Source organism: Pseudomonas sp. FW305-25 (assembly GCF_017351415.1).
GTDB lineage: Bacteria > Pseudomonadota > Gammaproteobacteria > Pseudomonadales > Pseudomonadaceae > Aquipseudomonas > Aquipseudomonas chlororaphis.
Genome location: NZ_JACNDE010000023.1, coordinates 1 through 16,827, shown reverse-complemented (window position 1 = coordinate 16,827; position 16,827 = coordinate 1). Strand labels below are relative to the sequence as shown.

The window sequence follows — 16,827 nt, the reverse complement described above, 5'->3', positions numbered from 1 at the left end:
ACAAACCCTATCTTGAGAGACCCCGCGGATGACCCTCAGCACACCCCTTTCCGGTGTCAACCAGCCCTTCAAGGGCATCCTGCTGGTCGTCGTGGCGACCTTCCTGTTCGCCAGTCACGACGCCCTGTCGAAATACCTTTCGGGGTTCTATCCGATCGTGATGGTGGTCTGGGCCCGCTACCTGGTTCATACCCTGCTGATGGCCGGGATCTTCCTGCCGCAATCGGGCCTGCGGGTGTTGCGCACCAAGCGGCCGTTGCTGCAACTGGCGCGGGCCTTGTGCCTGCTCGGCACCAGCCTGCTGTTCACTTCGGCGCTGCTGTTTATCCCGCTGGCGGAAGCCACGGCGGTCAACTTCCTGGCGCCGGTGCTGGTCACCGCGCTGTCGGTGCCGCTGCTGGGCGAGCGGGTCACGAAGGGCCAGTGGCTGGCGGTGATCTGCGGTTTTATCGGGGTGCTGATCATCGTTCACCCGGGTGGCGACCTGTTCACCCCGGCGGTGCTGCTGCCTTTCTGCTCGGCACTGTTTTTCTGCTTTTACCAACTGCTGACCCGCAAGCTCGCCGAGCACGACAGCCCGACCACCAGCAACTTCTTCGCCGGCCTGTGCAACACCCTGGTGATGAGCGCGCTGGTGCCGTTGTTCTGGCAGGTACCGAGCTTTGTCCATGGCGCGCTGATGTTGGCGCTGGGGGCCTGCGGCATGACCGCCCACCTGTTCCTGACCCAGGCCTTCCGCCACGCGGCGCCGGCGCTGCTGGCGCCGTTCGGCTATTGCCAGATCGTCTTCGCCGGATTGCTGGGCTGGCTGTTGTTCAGCCATACGCCGCAGCCGATCACCCAGCTGGGCATCGCGGTGATCTGCCTCAGCGGCCTGGCGGCTGCCTGGCAACAGCGGCAGCGCTGAGTGGCGTTGGTAACAGCGGCGGCGCTGAGTGGCGTTGGTAACGGGGGCGCCGGTATCGACTGAGAGAAGGGGGAGAAAAAAAGCAGGCCCGGAACCGGGCCTGCGAGAGGAAAGCGTCAGTCTTCTATTTTTGGAATCTTGCGGGGAGCCATGAAGTACATCCAGGTCAGGGCAATGAAGTACATCGCCGGGATCAGGGTGAACAGCACGGTGTAGTTGTTGTTGGTGACGGTCAGGATATGGCCCACCAGCTGGGTCATGAACATGCCGCCGATGGCCGCGCACATGCCGCCGAAACCGAACACCGTGCTCATCATGTGCTTGGGCGTGTAGTCCATCACCAGGCTCCAGATGTTGGCGGTCCAGGCCTGGTGCGCGCCGATGGCCAGGGAGATGGCGAACACCGCCAGCCACAGGTTGCTGGCGCCGGCGGCCATGACCACGCCGACGATGCAGCAGGCGAACAGCAGCATGGACATCAGGCGCGCCTTGATCGGGTTGACCCCGCGGCCGATCAGGAACGACGAGAGGATGCCGCCGCCGACGCTGCCGAAGTCGGCGGTCAGGTAGATGATGATCAGCGGGATGCCCATCTGGGTCACGTTGATGCCCAGGTTGTATTGCTGGTTGAGGAACGGCGGCAGCCAGTACAGGTAGAACCAGAACACCGGCGCGGTGATCGCGTAGGCCAGGGCGAAAGCCCAGGTGCCGCGCATGCGCAGGATGCGCGAGAAAGGCACGCGGGCCTGCTCCGGTTCGACTTCTTTCTGGATGTACTCGAGCTCGGACTGTTTGACGCTCGGGTGATCTTCCGGGTTGAAGTACTTCAGGCCCCAGAACAGCAGCCAGATGCCGCCCAGCGCAGCCATGCACAGGAATGCCGCCTGCCAGCCCCAGGCGTGCAGGATCAACGGCAGCAGCATTGGCGTGAACATGGCGCCGACGTTGGTCCCGGCGTTGAAGATGCCGGTGGCCACGGCGCGTTCGCCGGCCGGGAACCACAGGCGCGTGGTCTTCACGCAGGCCGGGTAGTTGGCGGCCTCGGTCAGCCCGAGGATAAAGCGGCAGACCATGAAGCCCGCGGCCGAAGTGGCCAGGCCGTGAGCGCCGGTGGCCAGGCTCCACAACAGCACGGCGAAGAAGAACACGCGCTTGACGCCGACCCGGTCGATCAACCGTCCTTGCAGGACGAAACCGACGGCGTAGCCGACCTGGAACCAGAAGTTGATGTTGGCGTAGTCCATCGCCGTCCAGCTCATTTCCTTGGCCAGGATCGGCTGCATCACACCCAGGGCGGCGCGGTCGATGTAGTTCAGGGTGGTGGCGAAGAACACCAGGGCGAGCATGCCCCAGCGGGTCTTGCCGACCGCCATGGCGCCGCGGATCTTGTCGCCGATGCCGCCGGAGGCGGTGCCGAGGCTCGGGGCCATGCGGGAGCTTTGAGAAGGAATCATGTGTGCCATCCGTTCAATGACTGACGAGGGACAACTCGTCGGGACTCAAGGGCGCGTGATCGATTGTCGACTGTGCGGACGGACCGCGGGTGAACTCGATGATCGATCGGCTGAGTGCTTTGGTCGACGCGCATCGGGCGCGGCGGTGGAAAGCGGGTTGGTCAGCGTGCGGGCATGGTCAGCCCAGGGGCCGTAGTGCGTCCGTCTGAAGGCGGCTGTTGGAGGTCTGGCCAGGTGAGAGCCAGAGGGCCAGGCAGAGAGGTGTGGCGTTGAGTGCAAGCATGAGGATGTACCCGATTTTTGAAATTTTTATGGTGTGTTCTGGGTCTTGGGCGATTGAAGCCGGCGGTCAGGTGCCGGCTCAATGTGCTGTCGATGGTGCGCAGCGGACGAAAAATCGTCAATTCGCCAACGGCCATTTTGTTCGATAATCGCACGAAAAACTAACTGGTTCGTACACTTTGAATTGCTGTCTGTACTGCCCGGCTCAATAATCCGCCCCATCCAATAACAAACGTACCTGTAGCCGCTGCCGCAGGCTGCGATCGCCCGCGAAGCGGGCGCGGGATCTTCAGGGCGCTGGAGGACCTGCGGCAGCGGCCACAGGCACGGCGCCCGATCTGTGGTCATTACCGGGAGTTGAAACATGCAGCGTTCCATTGCCACCGTCTCCTTGAGCGGTACCCTGCCGGAAAAACTCGAAGCCATTGCCGCCGCCGGTTTCGACGGTGTGGAGATTTTCGAGAACGACCTGCTCTACTACGACGGCAGCCCGCGGGAAATCCGCCAGATGTGCGCGGACCTGGGCATCGCCATCACTCTGTTCCAGCCTTTTCGCGATTTCGAAGGCTGCCGCCGCGACCGCCTGCAACGCAACCTGGAACGCGCCGAGCGCAAGTTCGACCTGATGCAGGAACTGGGCACCGACCTGGTGCTGGTGTGCAGCAATGCCGCGGCCGACAGCGTCGGCGACCGGCAGATCCTGGTGGACGACCTGCGCCTGCTGGCCGAGCACGCCGGCAGCCGTGGCCTGCGAATCGGCTACGAAGCCCTGGCCTGGGGCCGGCACGTCAATACTTATCAGCAGGTCTGGGACATCGTCCGTGAGGCCGACCATCCGAGCCTGGGCGTGCTGCTCGACAGCTTCCACACCTTGTCGCTCAAGGGCGACCCGGCGGCAATCGCCGAGATTCCCGGGGACAAGATCTTCTTCGTGCAGATGGCCGACGCGCCGATCCTGGCCATGGACGTGCTGGAGTGGAGCCGGCATTTTCGCTGCTTCCCGGGGCAGGGCGATTTCGACCTGCCGGGATTCCTCGCGCCGATCATCAAGAGCGGCTACACCGGGCCTTTGTCCCTGGAGATCTTCAACGACGGTTTCCGCGCCGCGCCACCCCGGGCCAACGCCGCGGACGGCCTGCGCTCGCTGCTGTACCTCGAGGAGAAAACCCGCCAGCGCCTGGCGCAGGAAGCCACGCCGGTGGCCAATATCGATACGCTGTTCGCGCCGCCGCCGGCCAGTGAATATGGCGGCACCGAGTTTCTCGAGTTCGCCGTGGACGAAGCGCTGGGCGCCAAGCTTGGCGGCTGGCTGGAACGCCTGGGGTTCGCCAGGGCCGGCCAGCACCGCTCGAAGAATGTCAGCCTGATGCGCCAGGGCGATATCAACCTGATCCTCAACTCCGAGCCTTATTCCTTTGCCCACAGCTTCTTCGAGGCCCACGGCCCCTCGGTGTGCGCCACGGCGATCCGGGTCAAGGACAGCGCCAAGGCGCTGGAGCGCGCAGTGGCCTACAAGGGCCAGCCGTACCGCGGCTTGGTGGGCCCCAACGAACTGGAACTGGCCGCCGTACGCGAGCTGGATGGCAGCCTGATCTACCTGGTGGACCAGGAGCAGGGCGGGAACCTGTACGACACCGATTTCAATATGCTCCCGGGCGTGGTGGCCAAGGGCGGCCTCAAGCGCATCGACCACATGGCCATGGCGTTGCCGGCCGACAGCCTCGACAGCTGGGTGCTGTTCTACAAGAGCCTGCTGGATTTCACCGCCGACGACGAAGTGGTGCTGCCCGACCCCTACGGCCTGGTGAAGAGTCGGGCGCTGCGCAGCCGTTGCAGCACCATTCGTTTGCCGCTGAACATTTCCGAGAACCGCAAGACCGCGATCTCCCATGCGCTGTCCAGTTACGGCGGCTCGGGCGTGCATCACATCGCCTTCGATTGCGACGATATCTTTGCCGAAGTCAGCCGGGCCAAGGAGGCGGGCGTGCCGTTGCTGGACATCCCGCTCAACTACTACGACGACCTGGCGGCGCGCTTCGATTTCGACGACGAGTTCCTCAGCGAGCTGGCCTACTACAACGTGCTCTACGACCGTGACGCCCAGGGTGGCGAGCTGTTCCATGTCTACACCGAGCCGTTCGAGGGGCGCTTCTTCTTCGAGATCATCCAGCGCAAGAATGGCTATGTCGGTTATGGCGCGGCGAACGTCGCGGTACGCCTGGCGGCCATGGCCAAGTCGCGCAGTGGCGGGGTGCGGCACGCGAAGTTGTAGGAGTTTCGTAACGGCGGCGGCAAAGGGCCGCCGTCCTGCTTTCCTTCGCTGCGCGAGGCGGCCCATAATCGCCCGCGTGTGCAGCGATGGCCGTGAGCCCCAGAATGACAATGACCACAGAACTCTCCGTAGCGCCCGAGCAGCCCGTGATCGAGCCACGCAAGAGTCGCAAGAACAACCCGGAAAAGACCCGCGAGAACATTCTGCAAGAAGCCATTGTGGAGTTCGTGCAGCAGGGCCTGTCCGGTGCTCGGGTGGATGCCATCGCCGAGCGCATCCACACCTCCAAGCGCATGATCTATTACTACTTCGGCAGCAAGGAGCAGCTGTACGTCGAGGTGCTGGAGAAGCTCTACGGCGATATCCGCAACACCGAAAGCCGCCTGCACCTGGCGGAGCTGGCGCCGCGCGAGGCGATTCGCCGGCTGGTGGAGTTCACCTTCGATCACCACGACCGCAACGTCGATTTCGTGCGCATCGTCAGCATCGAGAACATCCATAACGCCGAATACGTGAAGCGCTCCGAAGCGATCAAGGCGATGAACAACACCATCCTGCATGCCCTGGGCGAGATCCTCCGGCGCGGGGCCGACGAGGGCGTGTTCCGCGCCGGCCTGGATCCGCTGGACGTGCATTTGCTGATCAGTTCGTTCTGCTTCTACCGCGTGTCCAACCGCCACACTTTCGGCGAGATCTTCCAGATCGACCTGCCTGACGAGGCGATCAAGCAGCGCCACCGCGAGATGATCTGCGAGTCGGTGCTGCGCTACTTGCAGGCCTGATCGCCTAGAGGGTTGAATCCCGTTGTCGGTCGATCAGCCGGCACAAGGTTTCAACCGCATCCGGCATCGACTCCGCCCGGGTATTGCCAAAGCCCATCAGCAAGCCCGGGCGTGACCCGCCCTGGGCACCCACGAAAAAACCTGACAGCGGCGCGATGCCGATTTTCCGGGCATGGGCGGCGGCCGCGATCGCCTGGTCATCGAGCCCATCGGGCAGTTCGGCGAGCAGGTGCAATCCGCTGGCGCTGCTGGCTACCGTCATGCGCTCGCTGCCGGCGTTGTGAATGGCCGCCAGCAAGGCGGCGCGACGCTGCGCATAAACCGCCTGGCTACGACGGATATGGCTGCCGAGGTGACCATTGCCGATGAACTCCGCCGCCGTCGCCTGGAGCGACAAAGGCACGCGGTGGCCGCTGCCATTGCGCACGTTGCGCAACACCTCCACCACCGCCTCGGGGGCGACCAGGAAGCCCAGGCGCAGGCCCGGCGCCAGCAGCTTGCTCAAGGTCCCGACATAAATGACCCGCCCCTGATGGCCGTCCAGGGCCTTGAGCGCCGGTGTTGGCGCGCCGCCGTAGCGGAACTCGCTGTCGTAATCGTCTTCGAGGATGAAGGCATCGGCATCGTGGGCCCATTGCAGCAAGGCCAGGCGTCGCGCCAGGCTCATGCCGACCCCCAGGGGATACTGGTGCGAAGGTGATACCAGCGCCAGCCTGGCGTCGGGCGCGAGCCGGCGGCCGGCCTGTACATCCAGGCCTTCTGCATCCACCGGAACGCCCACGGCCTGCACACCGGCCAGCAGCACGCTGCGGTAGGCCGCATCGTAGCCGGGGTTTTCGACCCAGACCCGCTCTCCCAGGTCGGTGAGCGCCAGGGTGGCAATCGACACCGCCGCCTGGGCACCGGGAGTAATCACTATGTGACTGGCCTGGCAGACCACTCCGCGTGCTGCGCCGAGGTATGCCGCCAGGGCTTCGCGCAATGGCAGGAAACCCTGCGGGTCGCCGTAGGACAGGTCGGGAAGTGGCCGGCGTCGCCAGAAGCGGCCTTCCAGGCGCCCCCACAGCGCATAGGGAAAGGCGTCCAGCGCCGGCAGGCCCGGGGTCAGCGGCCAGGCGGCCCGGGCCACGGACATCGAGTCGGTCCCCGTCAGCGCCCGGGCCCGGGTGGAGCCGACGGGGGCCTCTGTCCGGGCGGGCGGTGAGGCCGTTTGCTCGGCGATCCGTGCCATGACGTAGGTCCCCGAACCTGTCCGGGCCTCCAGGAACCCCTCGGCGATCAACTGCCCATAGGCCTCGGTCACGGTCATGCGCGATAGCCCCAATTGTGTCGCCAGCACGCGTGAAGCCGGCAGGCGGATCCCGGCCTTGACGCTGCCGTCGGCGATGCCTTTGCGCAGGAACAGCAACAATTGCTCGCGCAAGGACAAGTGGCCGTCCTTGGCCAGTTGCAGACGGTTCCAGATGGGATAGGCGGTTTTGCGGGTTTTCATCGGGGGCCTGTGGATTGCCGGTCGGCGGCAGCTGGAAAAGTGGTCTGGGATATTGATCGAAAGTGGATATTTTATACAGGCCATTACCTGCGGATACTCCCTCGCCTTGCCAACACAGCCAGAGGGTTTCCCCGATGAAAACCGCCAGCATCAGAATCGCTGACCTGCTGCATCCAAGCGTTGCCGCGCTGATCTCGGTCATCGTCAATTACGGGGGAACCTTCATTCTGGTTTTCCAGGGGGCCAAGGCGGCCGGGCTGAGCCCGGAGCAGACCGCTTCGTGGATCTGGTCGATCTCGATCGGCGTCGGCCTGACCGGCGCCTGGCTGAGTTATCGCTACCGCGAGCCGATCATTACCGCCTGGTCGACACCGGGCGCGGCCTTCCTGATCGCGGTACTGCCGAGTACGCCTTACCCGGAAATGATCGGCGCCTTCATGCTGTCGGCTGCCGGCTTCGTGGTGCTGGGCATGTCGGGTTATTTCGAGCGGCTGGTGAAGCTGATCCCGCCGGGGATCGCGGCGGGCCTGCTGGCGGGCATTCTGTTGCGCTTCGGGATTGGCGCTTTCGACGGCGCTGGGGTCGATCCTTTGCTGGTGGGCGCGCTGCTGCTCAGCTATGTGCTGCTACGCCGCTTTACCGCGCGTTATGCGATTGTCGGGGTGTTGCTGATTGGCATCGTGCTGTTGCTCGGGTTGGGGCAAGTCAGTTTCGCCAGCCTCGAATTCAAGCCGGCCCTGCCGGTGCTGACCGTGCCGGTGTTCTCGCTGAATGCGCTGCTGAGCGTGGCCCTGCCGTTGTTTCTGATCACCCTGACCGGGCAGTACATGCCCGGCATGCTGGTGCTGCGCAACGATGGGTTCAAGACCAGTGCCAATCCGATTCTCACGGCGACCGGCCTGGGCTCCTTGTTGATGGCGCCGTTCGGTTCCCATGCGTTCAACGTCGCCGCCATTACCGCCGCCATCTGCACGGGCAAGGAGGCGCATGAAGAACCGGCCAAGCGTTATCTGGCCGGACTCGCGTGTGGGGTGTTCTACCTGCTGGTGGGGATCTTCGGCAGCACCCTGGCGGCGCTGTTCGTGGTCCTGCCGGCGACCTTTATCACCACCCTGGCGGGCCTGGCCCTGCTGGGCGCGATCGGCGGCAGCCTCGCCACCGCGCTGGTCGAGCCGAGTGGCCGGGAAACCGCCTTGATCACCTTCCTGGCGACCGCCGCCAATATCACCTTGTTCGGGTTGGGCGGCGCATTCTGGGGCTTGCTGGCGGGGTTGCTGGCGCACGGCGTGATGCACGGACGGCTGCGGCCAGCCGGTCGCCATGAGCGCGCCTAATCGCCATGCATGGCCGTGGGGAGTGCGGCAGGCACCTGCCGAGAGCGGAGCCGATCACAGCCCCGCACTGACCCGGTCAGGCACTGTCAGCCATTCATGCTCTGGAAATGCGCGAGCATGCGCTGGGCATCCGGCGCCACGCCGCTGAACAGCTCGAATGCCTTCACCGCCTGAAACACCGCCATGTTGCCGCCGTCCAGGGTGCGGCAACCGAGGGCTCGGGCGTTGCGCAGCAGCTCGGTTTCCAGGGGGAAGTAGACGATCTCCGCGACCCACAATCCGGGGCGCAGCAACTCGACCGGTACCGGCATGCCCGGCAGCTTGGCCATGCCCACGGGTGTGGTGTTCACCAGGCCGTCGGCGGCAGCCAGGGTGGCGGGCAGGTCGACGCCGGCCTTGGCCCGGCCGGGGCCGAAATGCTGGTTGAGGTTATCCGCCAGGCTCTGGGCGCGGGCACTTTCCACATCGAAGATATGCAACTGTTGCACGCCTTCGCTGAGCAGCGCATGGGCCACCGCGGCACCGGCACCGCCGGCACCCATCTGCACCACGCGCGACAGGGCCACGCCTTGCAAGCCGCGACGGAAACCTTCGGCAAAACCCAGGCAATCGGTGTTGTGGCCGATGCGCTTGCCATCCTTGAGCACCACGGTATTCACCGCGCCGATGCCGCGGGCTTCCGGCGACAGCTCGTCGAGCAGCGGGATGATGCTTTGCTTGCACGGGAAGGTGATATTCAACCCGGTGAAGTTCATGCGCTCGGCGGCCAGCAGCAGGTCGGGCAGGGCGTTGCTGTCGAGCTGCAGCTGGTCCAGGTCTATCAGCCGGTACAGATAACGCAGGCCCTGGGCGTCGCCTTCGTGCTCATGCAGCGCCGGGGTGCGCGAGGCCTGGATGCCGGCGCCGATCAGTCCGGCCAGTACTGTGTGCTGCTGGGTCATGCCTGGGCTCCTTGAAAGCGCTGGCTGAAATGCGCCAGTGCCAGGCGATAGCCATGGCTGCCAAAGCCGCACATTACTGCCAGGGCGATGCCCGAGACAAAGGAATGATGGCGGAACGGTTCGCGGGCGTGGACGTTCGACAGGTGCACTTCGATCACTGGCAACTCACTGGCCACCAGGGCATCGCGGATCGCCACCGAGGTGTGGGTCCAGGCCGCCGGGTTGATCACGATCCCGGCGCAACGGCCACGGGCGCCGTGAATCCAGTCCAGCAGTTCGCCTTCGTGGTTGGTCTGGCGAAACTCCACAGTCAGGCCGAACTCCTCGGCGGCACGTCCGCACTGGGCGGAAATGTCGGCCAGGGTCTCGTGACCATAGGTGGCGGGTTCGCGGGTGCCGAGCAGGTTCAGGTTCGGGCCGTTGAGCACCAGAACGATAGGGCGCATGGGGGGAATTCTCCGTTGTTATTGTGGACGTGGCTTGAGCGGCCAGCGGCTGGGGCTAAATTGTACTAACTAGTTAATTTGGTCAATGAGCCGGGGGACAGCCCCGAAATAATGGTTCGATAATCGAACACTACCCGGATAAGCGGAGAAGTTCTTTCACCTTCTCGGCAGAGGATGCGTATTCATATCAATTGAAAATAATTCTTAGTAAGCCGTAAGATGCCGGCCAATTTCCTTCAAGTTCCAGGGAGTCGGTTTGTCGGACGTGGATCTCAAGGGGCTGTTTCTCAAGCATGCCGCTACCTTGCGTGGGTACCTGGCGCGCAAGGTACGGGACCCGCAGTTGGCCGCTGATCTGGTGCAGGAGAGTTTCCTGCGGCTGGCCGAACAGACGCGCGGCGAGCGCATCGACAATTCCCAGGGCTATCTCTACCGCACGGCGAACAATCTGCTGATCGACCATGTCCGTCAGGAGGCGCGGCGCAAGACCGACACCGTGCCCCATGAAGCCCTGGCCGAGATCGAAGACGAGCAGGCCGGTCTGGAGGCTCAGGCGATGGCGCAGCAACAGCGCAAGGCATTGAAGCAGGCCATTCTGGAGTTGCCGCCGCGCACTCAGGAGATCTTCCGCTTGAACCGGATCGAAGGCATGACCCACGCCGAAGTGGCCAGGCATCTGGAGATTTCCGACAGCTCGGTGCAGAAACACCTGTCCAGGGCCCTGGCCCATGTGATGCAGCGCCTGGCTACCGGCGGTCGGGCGGCCGACGAGTGAGTTACGGTAAACCCCGGGGTCAGTCGTCACTGCTTATATATAACGAGAAATCGAGATTCACACGTGAATAGCCAGGGTCCGCAAGAGCGCAGTATCACTGAGGCCGCCGCCGACTGGGCGGTGCGTTTGCATGCCGGTGGACTGAGCGCCGCCGAGCAGGCCGAGCTGGAGCAATGGCAAGCGCGGGACCCACGCCACGCCCCGGCGCTGGCGTTTGCCCGGCGGACCTGGGACGCGCTGGGTGAGCTGCGCCTGGAGCCGGAACTGGCGCAGCCGCGTCGCGCGCCCGCCGCCTGGGTCACGGCGGTTCAGCGGCCGCGCCGCCGGCGTTTCCTGCCACGGGCGGCCAGCGCGGCGGTGCTGGTGCTGGCTGTCGCGCTCGGCTGGTGGCAAGGGCCGCACGCCTTGCTGCGGATGCAGGCCGACTATCTCACCGGCAAAGGCGAAGTGCGCACAGTGCACCTGGCCGACGGCAGCACCGTGGAGCTGGATTCGTCCAGCGCCATTCGCCTCGATTTCAACCAGGCCCAGCGCCAGGTGCATTTGCTCGCCGGCTCCGCGGTGTTCGACGTGGCGCCCATGGGCGGCGAGGAGTCCCGCCCTTTTGTGGTCGAGAGTGCCGGCGGGCAGACCCGCGCCCTGGGCACGCGCTTCGTGGTGGGGCGTGAAGGCAGCCAGCAGGCTTGGGTCGGCGTGCTGCAACACAGCGTTGCCGTAAACCTGGATACGCCGGCGCAGCAGGGCGCTTCCGAGCGGGTCCTGCAGGAAGGGCAGAGCGCCCGCTACAACCCGCTGTCGGGGGTGGTCACTCTGGATGGCCTGGATCTGCAACGGGCCACGAGCTGGCGGCGTGGCGTGCTGGTGTTCGATCGCCAGCCGCTGGCGCTGGTGATCGAACAGCTCAATCGTTATCGCCCCGGCCGGGTGGTATTGGGTAACGAAGCCCTGGCCCAGCGTCAGGTCAGCGGCGTGTTCCGCCTGGACATGCTTGACACTGCCCTGGCCACCCTGACCCGGGAACTGCAGGTGCGGCACTTCGATCTGGCCGGCGTCAGCCTGATTTACTGAGGCCTGGCGCCGCCGCTTTCCTCCCCGTGAAAAATAGTTGGAAAAAACCTTACTGAGTTTTCCTGCCTGGCACGTCTAGCTAATTGAGATGCATTCGCATCAATAAAAAGCAGCCAGCGCAGGAATACGGATATGAGGGTAAGCAGTCGCACTGGAGTTCATGCCGCAAGCCGGTTGGCCCTGGCTATTCATCTGGGCGCCGCGGGGCTGCTGCTCGATACCGGGTTGGCGCATGCGGCGCAGGGGGCCGCGGTTGCCGGTGCCGAGCAGCAAAGCCGCCTGATGTTCGACATTCCTGCCCAGGCCCTGGACAGCGCCGTGCTGGCCTTCGCCGAACAGGCCGGGCTGCAAGTGCTGTTCGACAGCCAGCGCCTCAAGGGCCTGCACAGTTCGCCGCTCAAGGGCAGCTACAGCGTCCAGGAAGGGTTGGCGCGGCTGCTGGGCAACGCGCCGGTGGAATACCGCTTCACCGGCGACAGCCAGGTCACCCTGAACCGCGTCGCCGCCGAGCACCAGGGGGCCTTGGCCCTGGCCACCACCACCGTGTCCGGCAACCTCGAAGGGCGCAAAAGCGACTGGGTCTACAGCGCGCCGCGTTCGGTGAGCGTCGTCAGCCGCGAGCAGCTGGACCGCAATCCGCCCCGGCACGCGGCGGACATGCTGGAAGAAACCAGCGGCGTGTATTCGGCGGTCAGCCAGCAGGACCCCGGCCTGTCGGTGAACATCCGTGGCATCCAGGATTACGGGCGGGTCAACATGGCGGTCGACGGCATGCGCCAGAACTACCAGCAGAGCGGCCACCAGCAACGCAACGGCACCTTGTATGTCGACCCCGAGCTGCTCTCCGAGGTGGTGATCGAGAAGGGCGCGACCTCCAGCATGGGCGGTGCCGGGGTGATCGGCGGGATCGCCAATTTCCGCACCCTGGAAGCCCGCGACCTGATCAAGCCAGGCGAGGAAATGGGCGGGCGCATCCGCCTGACCAGCGGCCTGGGCGGGCGCAGCAACGGCACGCATTTTATCGGCAGTTCGGCCTTCGCCATCGGCACTGAAGCCTGGGACATGCTGGTCGCCGCCAGCGAGCGGCACCTGGGCGACTACGACCCAGGAACCCGCGGCAGCATCGGCGAACTGCGCACCGGCGGCTGGCGGGACCCTTCGATCAACGACCGGGTGAAGAACTCGCCGGTGGCCTATTCCGCTTCGGTGATGCGCTCGCGCCTGGCCAAGCTCGGGCTGAACCTGCCCCAGGACCAGCGCCTGCAGTTCAGCTACTTGACCACCCAGGTGTCCTACGACGACGCCAACATGCTCAACACCGAAAAGGATCAGTTGTGGGAGAAGCTGGGCAGCAGCGATGTGCGCTCGCAGAACTTCGCCCTCGACTACAGCTACACCCCGGACAACCCGCTGGTGGACTTCAAGGCCAAGCTCTATTACGTCGACAATCGCAACGATCAGAGCACCCTGCAACGGGGCATCACTCCCGGATATTCGATCACCTACCAGACCGACACCTACGGCGCCCAGGCGCAGAACACCTCGACCTTCGCCCTCGGCGAGCTGTCGACGCTCAAGGCCAACTACGGCCTGGAGTTCTTCTACGACAAGGTGCGCCCGGACTCCAGCCAGCCGGTGGCAAGCGGTTCGGCGGTGAACGCCCCGGCCTCGGAAGGCATGACACCCAAGGGCGACCGCGCACTCGGCAGCCTGTTCGCGCGCCTGGACTACGACTACGACGGCTGGCTGAACCTGAACGCCGGGTTGCGCTACGACCGTTACCGGCTGCGCGGCGATACCGGGATCAATACCCGCACCTTCATTCTCGGCACCACCCGGCAAACCACGGTGCCGGTCAACTATGACGTGGACACCGAGGAAGGGCGTTTCTCGCCGACCTTCGGCCTGTCGATCAAGCCCGGCGTGGACTGGCTGCAACTGTTCGCCAGCTACGGCAAGGGCTGGCGTCCGCCGGCGATCACCGAGACCCTGATCACCGGCCGGCCCCACGGCGGTGGCGCCGAAAGCATGTACCCCAACCCCTTACTGCGCCCGGAGCGTTCCACCACCTGGGAAGCCGGGGTCAATGTGTTCAAGGAAAACCTGTGGTTCGACGATGACCGGCTGGGGATCAAGGTCGCGTACTTCGACACCCGCGTCGAAGACTTCATCTTCATGAACATGGGCGTGCAGCCCCCCGGCTACGGCATGGCCGGGATCGGCAACAGCGCCTACGTCAACAACCTGCAGGACACCCGCTTCAAGGGCGTGGAGTACCAGCTCGACTACGACGCCGGGCGCGCCTACGGGCAACTGGCCTACACCCATATGATCGGCAGCAACGACTTCTGCTCGAAGACCGCATGGCTGGGCGGGGTGACCCAGACCGTGAAGAACAGCACGGCCGGCCGCGCCCCGGTGGTCGGCATGCGCCCGGACGCACAGGCCAACAGCGCCAGCCATTGCAGCGCGATCCTCGGCTCGGCCGAACACATGCCGATGGACCGTGGCACCTTGACCCTGGGTGCGCGGTTCTTCGAACGCAAGCTGGATATCGGCGCCCGAGCCCGCTACAGCGCGGGTTACTCGGAAGGCGGCAGCAACACCCGTACCACCACCAGCGTCTACCCCGCGGACTGGAAGTCCTACACCGTTTACGACCTGTACGGCAGCTACCGCGCTACCGAAGAACTGACCCTGCGCCTGGCGATGGAGAACGTCACCGACCGCGCCTATCTGGTGCCCATGGGCGACGTGCTGGCTTTCACCCTGGGGCGTGGCCGCACCTTGCAGGGCACCCTCGAATATCAGTTCTGACCGCTTTTGCCCAGAGAAGGGCAAAACCGTAGCGGGCATCGGCTCGCTGCGGAGTGACCAACCTATGTACTGGAGTTTTGCATGAGCATTTCCATTTCCTACAGCGCTACCTACGGCGGCGTCAGCGTTGCGAACTACCTCAATGACTGGTCGGCCTACTTTGGCGACGTCAACCATCGCCCGGGCCAGGTGGTCGATGGCACCAACACCGGCGGCTTCAACCCGGGCCCGTTCTCGGGTACCGAGTACGCCCTGAAAAGCACCAACAGCGACGCCGCGTTCGTGGCCGAAGGCAACCTGAACTACACCCTGTTCGAGAGCCCGAGCCACACCCTGTGGGGCAACCTGAACACCGTCTCGCTGGGTGACACCCTGACCGGTGGCCCGAGCGCCGGCGGCTACGACCTGGTCAGCCAGGAAGTCAGCTTCACCAACCTGGGCCTCAACAGCCTGCGCGACGAAGGCCGTGCCGGCGAAGTGCACAAGGTGGTGTATGGCCTGATGAGCGGCGACAGCTCGGCGCTGGCCGGCGAGATCGATGCCCTGCTCAAGGCGATCAGCCCGAACCTGTCGGTCAACTCGACGTTCGACGACCTGGCCGCGGCCGGTGTCGCCCACGTTGCCCCGGCATCCGCCGCCGCGGCCGACATTGGTCTGGTGGGTGTGCAGGACGTGGCCCAGGACTGGGCGCTGGCAGCCTGAATGGCCGCTTGAGGCATAAAAAAACGAATGAAAGATCGCTCTTCCATTCGTTCGCTTGAATCACCCCCGTCGCCCGAGTTTTCGAAGGCCAGGGCGGCGGCGGTGGCAAATTCTGGGGAGCGCCGCGATGGCTGTCAACGCGTGCGGCGCGCCTCTTGCCGACCCGCTCCGCCGGAGCGGGTGGTGGTGTATTTCTCGACTTCCAACAGGACACCTCGATGAGCAGGCCGAACCCACTTGCCGGTTCCGAGACGCTGGCGGCCCTGGCCGCCTATAAAAGCGGCTTCTTCAACATCGGCCTGTTCTCGGCGGTGATCAACCTGCTGATGCTGGCGCCCGCGCTGTACATGCTGCAGGTGTACGACCGGGTGCTGGCGTCCGGCAACCAGATGACCCTGTTGATGCTGACGCTGATGATCGTCGGCCTGTTCGGCCTGATGGGGGCCCTGGAGTGGGTGCGCAGCCAGGTGGTGATCCGCCTGGGCACGCAGATGGACATGCGCCTGAACCAGCGGGTCTACGACGCGGCCTTCGAGGCCCAGCTCAAGGGCAGCCCGCAAGCCGCCGGCCAGGCCCTGAATGACCTGACGGCCCTGCGCCAGTTCGCCACCGGCAATGCACTGTTCGCGTTTTTCGACGCGCCGTGGTTTCCGGTCTACCTGCTGGTGATCTTCCTGTTTCACCCCTGGCTTGGCCTGCTGGCCCTGGGCGGCGCGCTGCTGTTGGTGGCCCTGGCCTGGATCAACCAGCACATCTGCCAGGCGCCGCTGGCCGAGGCCAGCCGGCTGTCCATCAGCACCAGCCAGCAGGCCACGGCCAACCTGCGCAACGCCGACGCCATCGAAGCCATGGGCATGCTTGCCGCGCTGCGCGCGCGCTGGTTCGGTGGGCACCAGGCGTTCCTCGCCCAGCAGAACCTGGCCAGTGAAAAGACCGCGCTGATCAGTGCCTGGTCCAAGGGCGTGCGCCTGGCCCTGCAATCCTTGGTGCTGGGCCTTGGCGCGCTGCTGGCGGTGCAGGGGGAAATCACCCCGGGGATGATGATCGCCGGTTCGATCCTGATGGGCCGGGTGCTCAGCCCCATCGACCAGTTGATTGCCGTGTGGAAACAGTGGAGTTCGGCGCGCCTGGCCTATGCGCGGTTGTCAGAGATGCTGCAGGCCAATCCGCCACGCCCGGCGCGCATGAGCCTGCCCACGCCCAAGGGCGAACTGAGCGTCGAGCAACTGAGCGCCTGCGCCCCCGGCAGTCGCCGTCCGGCCCTGGCCAACCTGGGTTTCAGCCTGCCGGCCGGGCAGGTGCTGGGAGTCATCGGCCCCTCGGGTTGCGGCAAGTCGACCCTGGCGCGGCTGCTGGTGGGGGCCTGGACGCCGCTGGCCGGCAAGGTCCGCCTCGACGGCGCGGAACTGAGCCAGTGGGACCGCCAGCAACTCGGCCCGCACATCGGTTACCTGCCCCAGGATATCCAGCTGTTCGCCGGCAGCATCGCCGAGAACATCGCGCGCTTTGGCGAGGTGAACTCTGACCAGGTCCTGGCGGCGGCGCAGATGGCCGG

13 protein-coding genes are annotated in these 16,827 nt (G+C 65.0%); 9 read left to right on the top strand and 4 right to left on the bottom strand.

Translation table 11 applies throughout. From position 1 onward, the window contains the following. Nucleotides 1-28 precede the first annotated feature (28 nt). The gene (locus J4E58_RS20505; protein WP_087091916.1) at nucleotides 29-907 is read left to right on the top strand and encodes a DMT family transporter; all 879 of its coding nucleotides are present in this window, start codon (nucleotides 29-31) and stop codon (nucleotides 905-907) included. 116 nt (nucleotides 908-1,023) lie between these two features. On the opposite strand, the gene J4E58_RS20500 is transcribed toward J4E58_RS20505, so the two are convergent. Next, nucleotides 1,024-2,361 carry an MFS transporter gene (locus J4E58_RS20500; protein WP_087091917.1) on the bottom strand — a complete coding sequence of 446 codons (1,338 nt, stop codon included), beginning with the start codon at nucleotides 2,359-2,361 and terminating at the stop codon, nucleotides 1,024-1,026. A 646-nt stretch (nucleotides 2,362-3,007) separates the two neighbouring features. Between J4E58_RS20500 and quiC the strand changes: the two genes are divergently transcribed. Together quiC and J4E58_RS20490 are read left to right on the top strand one after the other, a co-directional pair. Continuing rightward, nucleotides 3,008-4,915: a 3-dehydroshikimate dehydratase QuiC gene (gene quiC / locus J4E58_RS20495; protein ID WP_087091918.1), complete on the top strand. Its 1,908-nt coding sequence runs from the start codon at nucleotides 3,008-3,010 to the stop codon at nucleotides 4,913-4,915. 104 nt (nucleotides 4,916-5,019) lie between these two features. After that, the gene (locus tag J4E58_RS20490; protein WP_007928882.1) at nucleotides 5,020-5,697 is read left to right on the top strand and encodes a TetR/AcrR family transcriptional regulator; all 678 of its coding nucleotides are present in this window, start codon (nucleotides 5,020-5,022) and stop codon (nucleotides 5,695-5,697) included. A gap of 4 nt (nucleotides 5,698-5,701) precedes the next feature. On the opposite strand, the gene J4E58_RS20485 is transcribed toward J4E58_RS20490, so the two are convergent. Beyond that, nucleotides 5,702-7,189 (bottom strand): PLP-dependent aminotransferase family protein, encoded by a 1,488-nt coding sequence (locus J4E58_RS20485; RefSeq protein WP_087091919.1) that lies wholly within the window; start codon nucleotides 7,187-7,189, stop codon nucleotides 5,702-5,704. A gap of 134 nt (nucleotides 7,190-7,323) precedes the next feature. On the opposite strand from J4E58_RS20485, the gene J4E58_RS20480 reads away from it, so the two are divergent. Next, complete coding sequence (locus J4E58_RS20480) at nucleotides 7,324-8,523, top strand: benzoate/H(+) symporter BenE family transporter (RefSeq protein ID WP_087091920.1); 1,200 nt, start codon at nucleotides 7,324-7,326, stop codon at nucleotides 8,521-8,523. Between the two features lie 86 nt (nucleotides 8,524-8,609). Here the strand turns inward: J4E58_RS20480 and J4E58_RS20475 are convergent, their stop codons facing one another. Beyond that, a complete protein-coding gene (locus J4E58_RS20475; protein ID WP_087091921.1) occupies nucleotides 8,610-9,464 on the bottom strand; it encodes a shikimate dehydrogenase in 855 nt (284 codons plus the stop codon). Further along, nucleotides 9,461-9,910 (bottom strand): type II 3-dehydroquinate dehydratase, encoded by a 450-nt coding sequence (aroQ, locus tag J4E58_RS20470; RefSeq protein ID WP_053262762.1) that lies wholly within the window; start codon nucleotides 9,908-9,910, stop codon nucleotides 9,461-9,463. Before aroQ ends, J4E58_RS20475 begins: the two co-directional genes overlap by 4 nt. Before the next feature lie 256 nt (nucleotides 9,911-10,166). On the opposite strand from aroQ, the gene J4E58_RS20465 reads away from it, so the two are divergent. From J4E58_RS20465 to J4E58_RS20445, 5 genes are all read left to right on the top strand, one after another. Continuing rightward, a complete protein-coding gene (locus tag J4E58_RS20465) occupies nucleotides 10,167-10,685 on the top strand; it encodes an RNA polymerase sigma factor (RefSeq protein ID WP_007928868.1) in 519 nt (172 codons plus the stop codon). 63 nt (nucleotides 10,686-10,748) lie between these two features. Further along, nucleotides 10,749-11,753 (top strand): FecR family protein, encoded by a 1,005-nt coding sequence (locus J4E58_RS20460; RefSeq protein WP_087091922.1) that lies wholly within the window; start codon nucleotides 10,749-10,751, stop codon nucleotides 11,751-11,753. A gap of 132 nt (nucleotides 11,754-11,885) precedes the next feature. Further along, nucleotides 11,886-14,570 carry a TonB-dependent receptor gene (locus J4E58_RS20455; RefSeq protein WP_087091923.1) on the top strand — a complete coding sequence of 895 codons (2,685 nt, stop codon included), beginning with the start codon at nucleotides 11,886-11,888 and terminating at the stop codon, nucleotides 14,568-14,570. A gap of 81 nt (nucleotides 14,571-14,651) precedes the next feature. Continuing rightward, complete coding sequence (locus J4E58_RS20450) at nucleotides 14,652-15,272, top strand: heme acquisition protein HasA (protein WP_007928863.1); 621 nt, start codon at nucleotides 14,652-14,654, stop codon at nucleotides 15,270-15,272. Between the two features lie 218 nt (nucleotides 15,273-15,490). Next, nucleotides 15,491-16,827, top strand: a 1,337-nt coding sequence (locus J4E58_RS20445) for a type I secretion system permease/ATPase (protein WP_207255326.1), incomplete at its 3' end; no start/stop codon positions are given.

Excerpts from the sequence above, each read along its gene's own strand:
- J4E58_RS20505 (WP_087091916.1), top strand. The coding sequence starts at position 29 with ATGACCCTCAGCACACCCCTTTCCGGTGTCAACCAGCCCTTCAAGGGC.
- J4E58_RS20500 (WP_087091917.1), bottom strand. The coding sequence starts at position 2,361 with ATGATTCCTTCTCAAAGCTCCCGCATGGCCCCGAGCCTCGGCACCGCC.
- quiC (WP_087091918.1), top strand. The coding sequence starts at position 3,008 with ATGCAGCGTTCCATTGCCACCGTCTCCTTGAGCGGTACCCTGCCGGAA.
- J4E58_RS20490 (WP_007928882.1), top strand. The coding sequence starts at position 5,020 with ATGACAATGACCACAGAACTCTCCGTAGCGCCCGAGCAGCCCGTGATC.
- J4E58_RS20485 (WP_087091919.1), bottom strand. The coding sequence starts at position 7,189 with ATGAAAACCCGCAAAACCGCCTATCCCATCTGGAACCGTCTGCAACTG.
- J4E58_RS20480 (WP_087091920.1), top strand. The coding sequence starts at position 7,324 with ATGAAAACCGCCAGCATCAGAATCGCTGACCTGCTGCATCCAAGCGTT.
- J4E58_RS20475 (WP_087091921.1), bottom strand. The coding sequence starts at position 9,464 with ATGACCCAGCAGCACACAGTACTGGCCGGACTGATCGGCGCCGGCATC.
- aroQ (WP_053262762.1), bottom strand. The coding sequence starts at position 9,910 with ATGCGCCCTATCGTTCTGGTGCTCAACGGCCCGAACCTGAACCTGCTC.
- J4E58_RS20455 (WP_087091923.1), top strand. The coding sequence starts at position 11,886 with ATGAGGGTAAGCAGTCGCACTGGAGTTCATGCCGCAAGCCGGTTGGCC.
- J4E58_RS20450 (WP_007928863.1), top strand. The coding sequence starts at position 14,652 with ATGAGCATTTCCATTTCCTACAGCGCTACCTACGGCGGCGTCAGCGTT.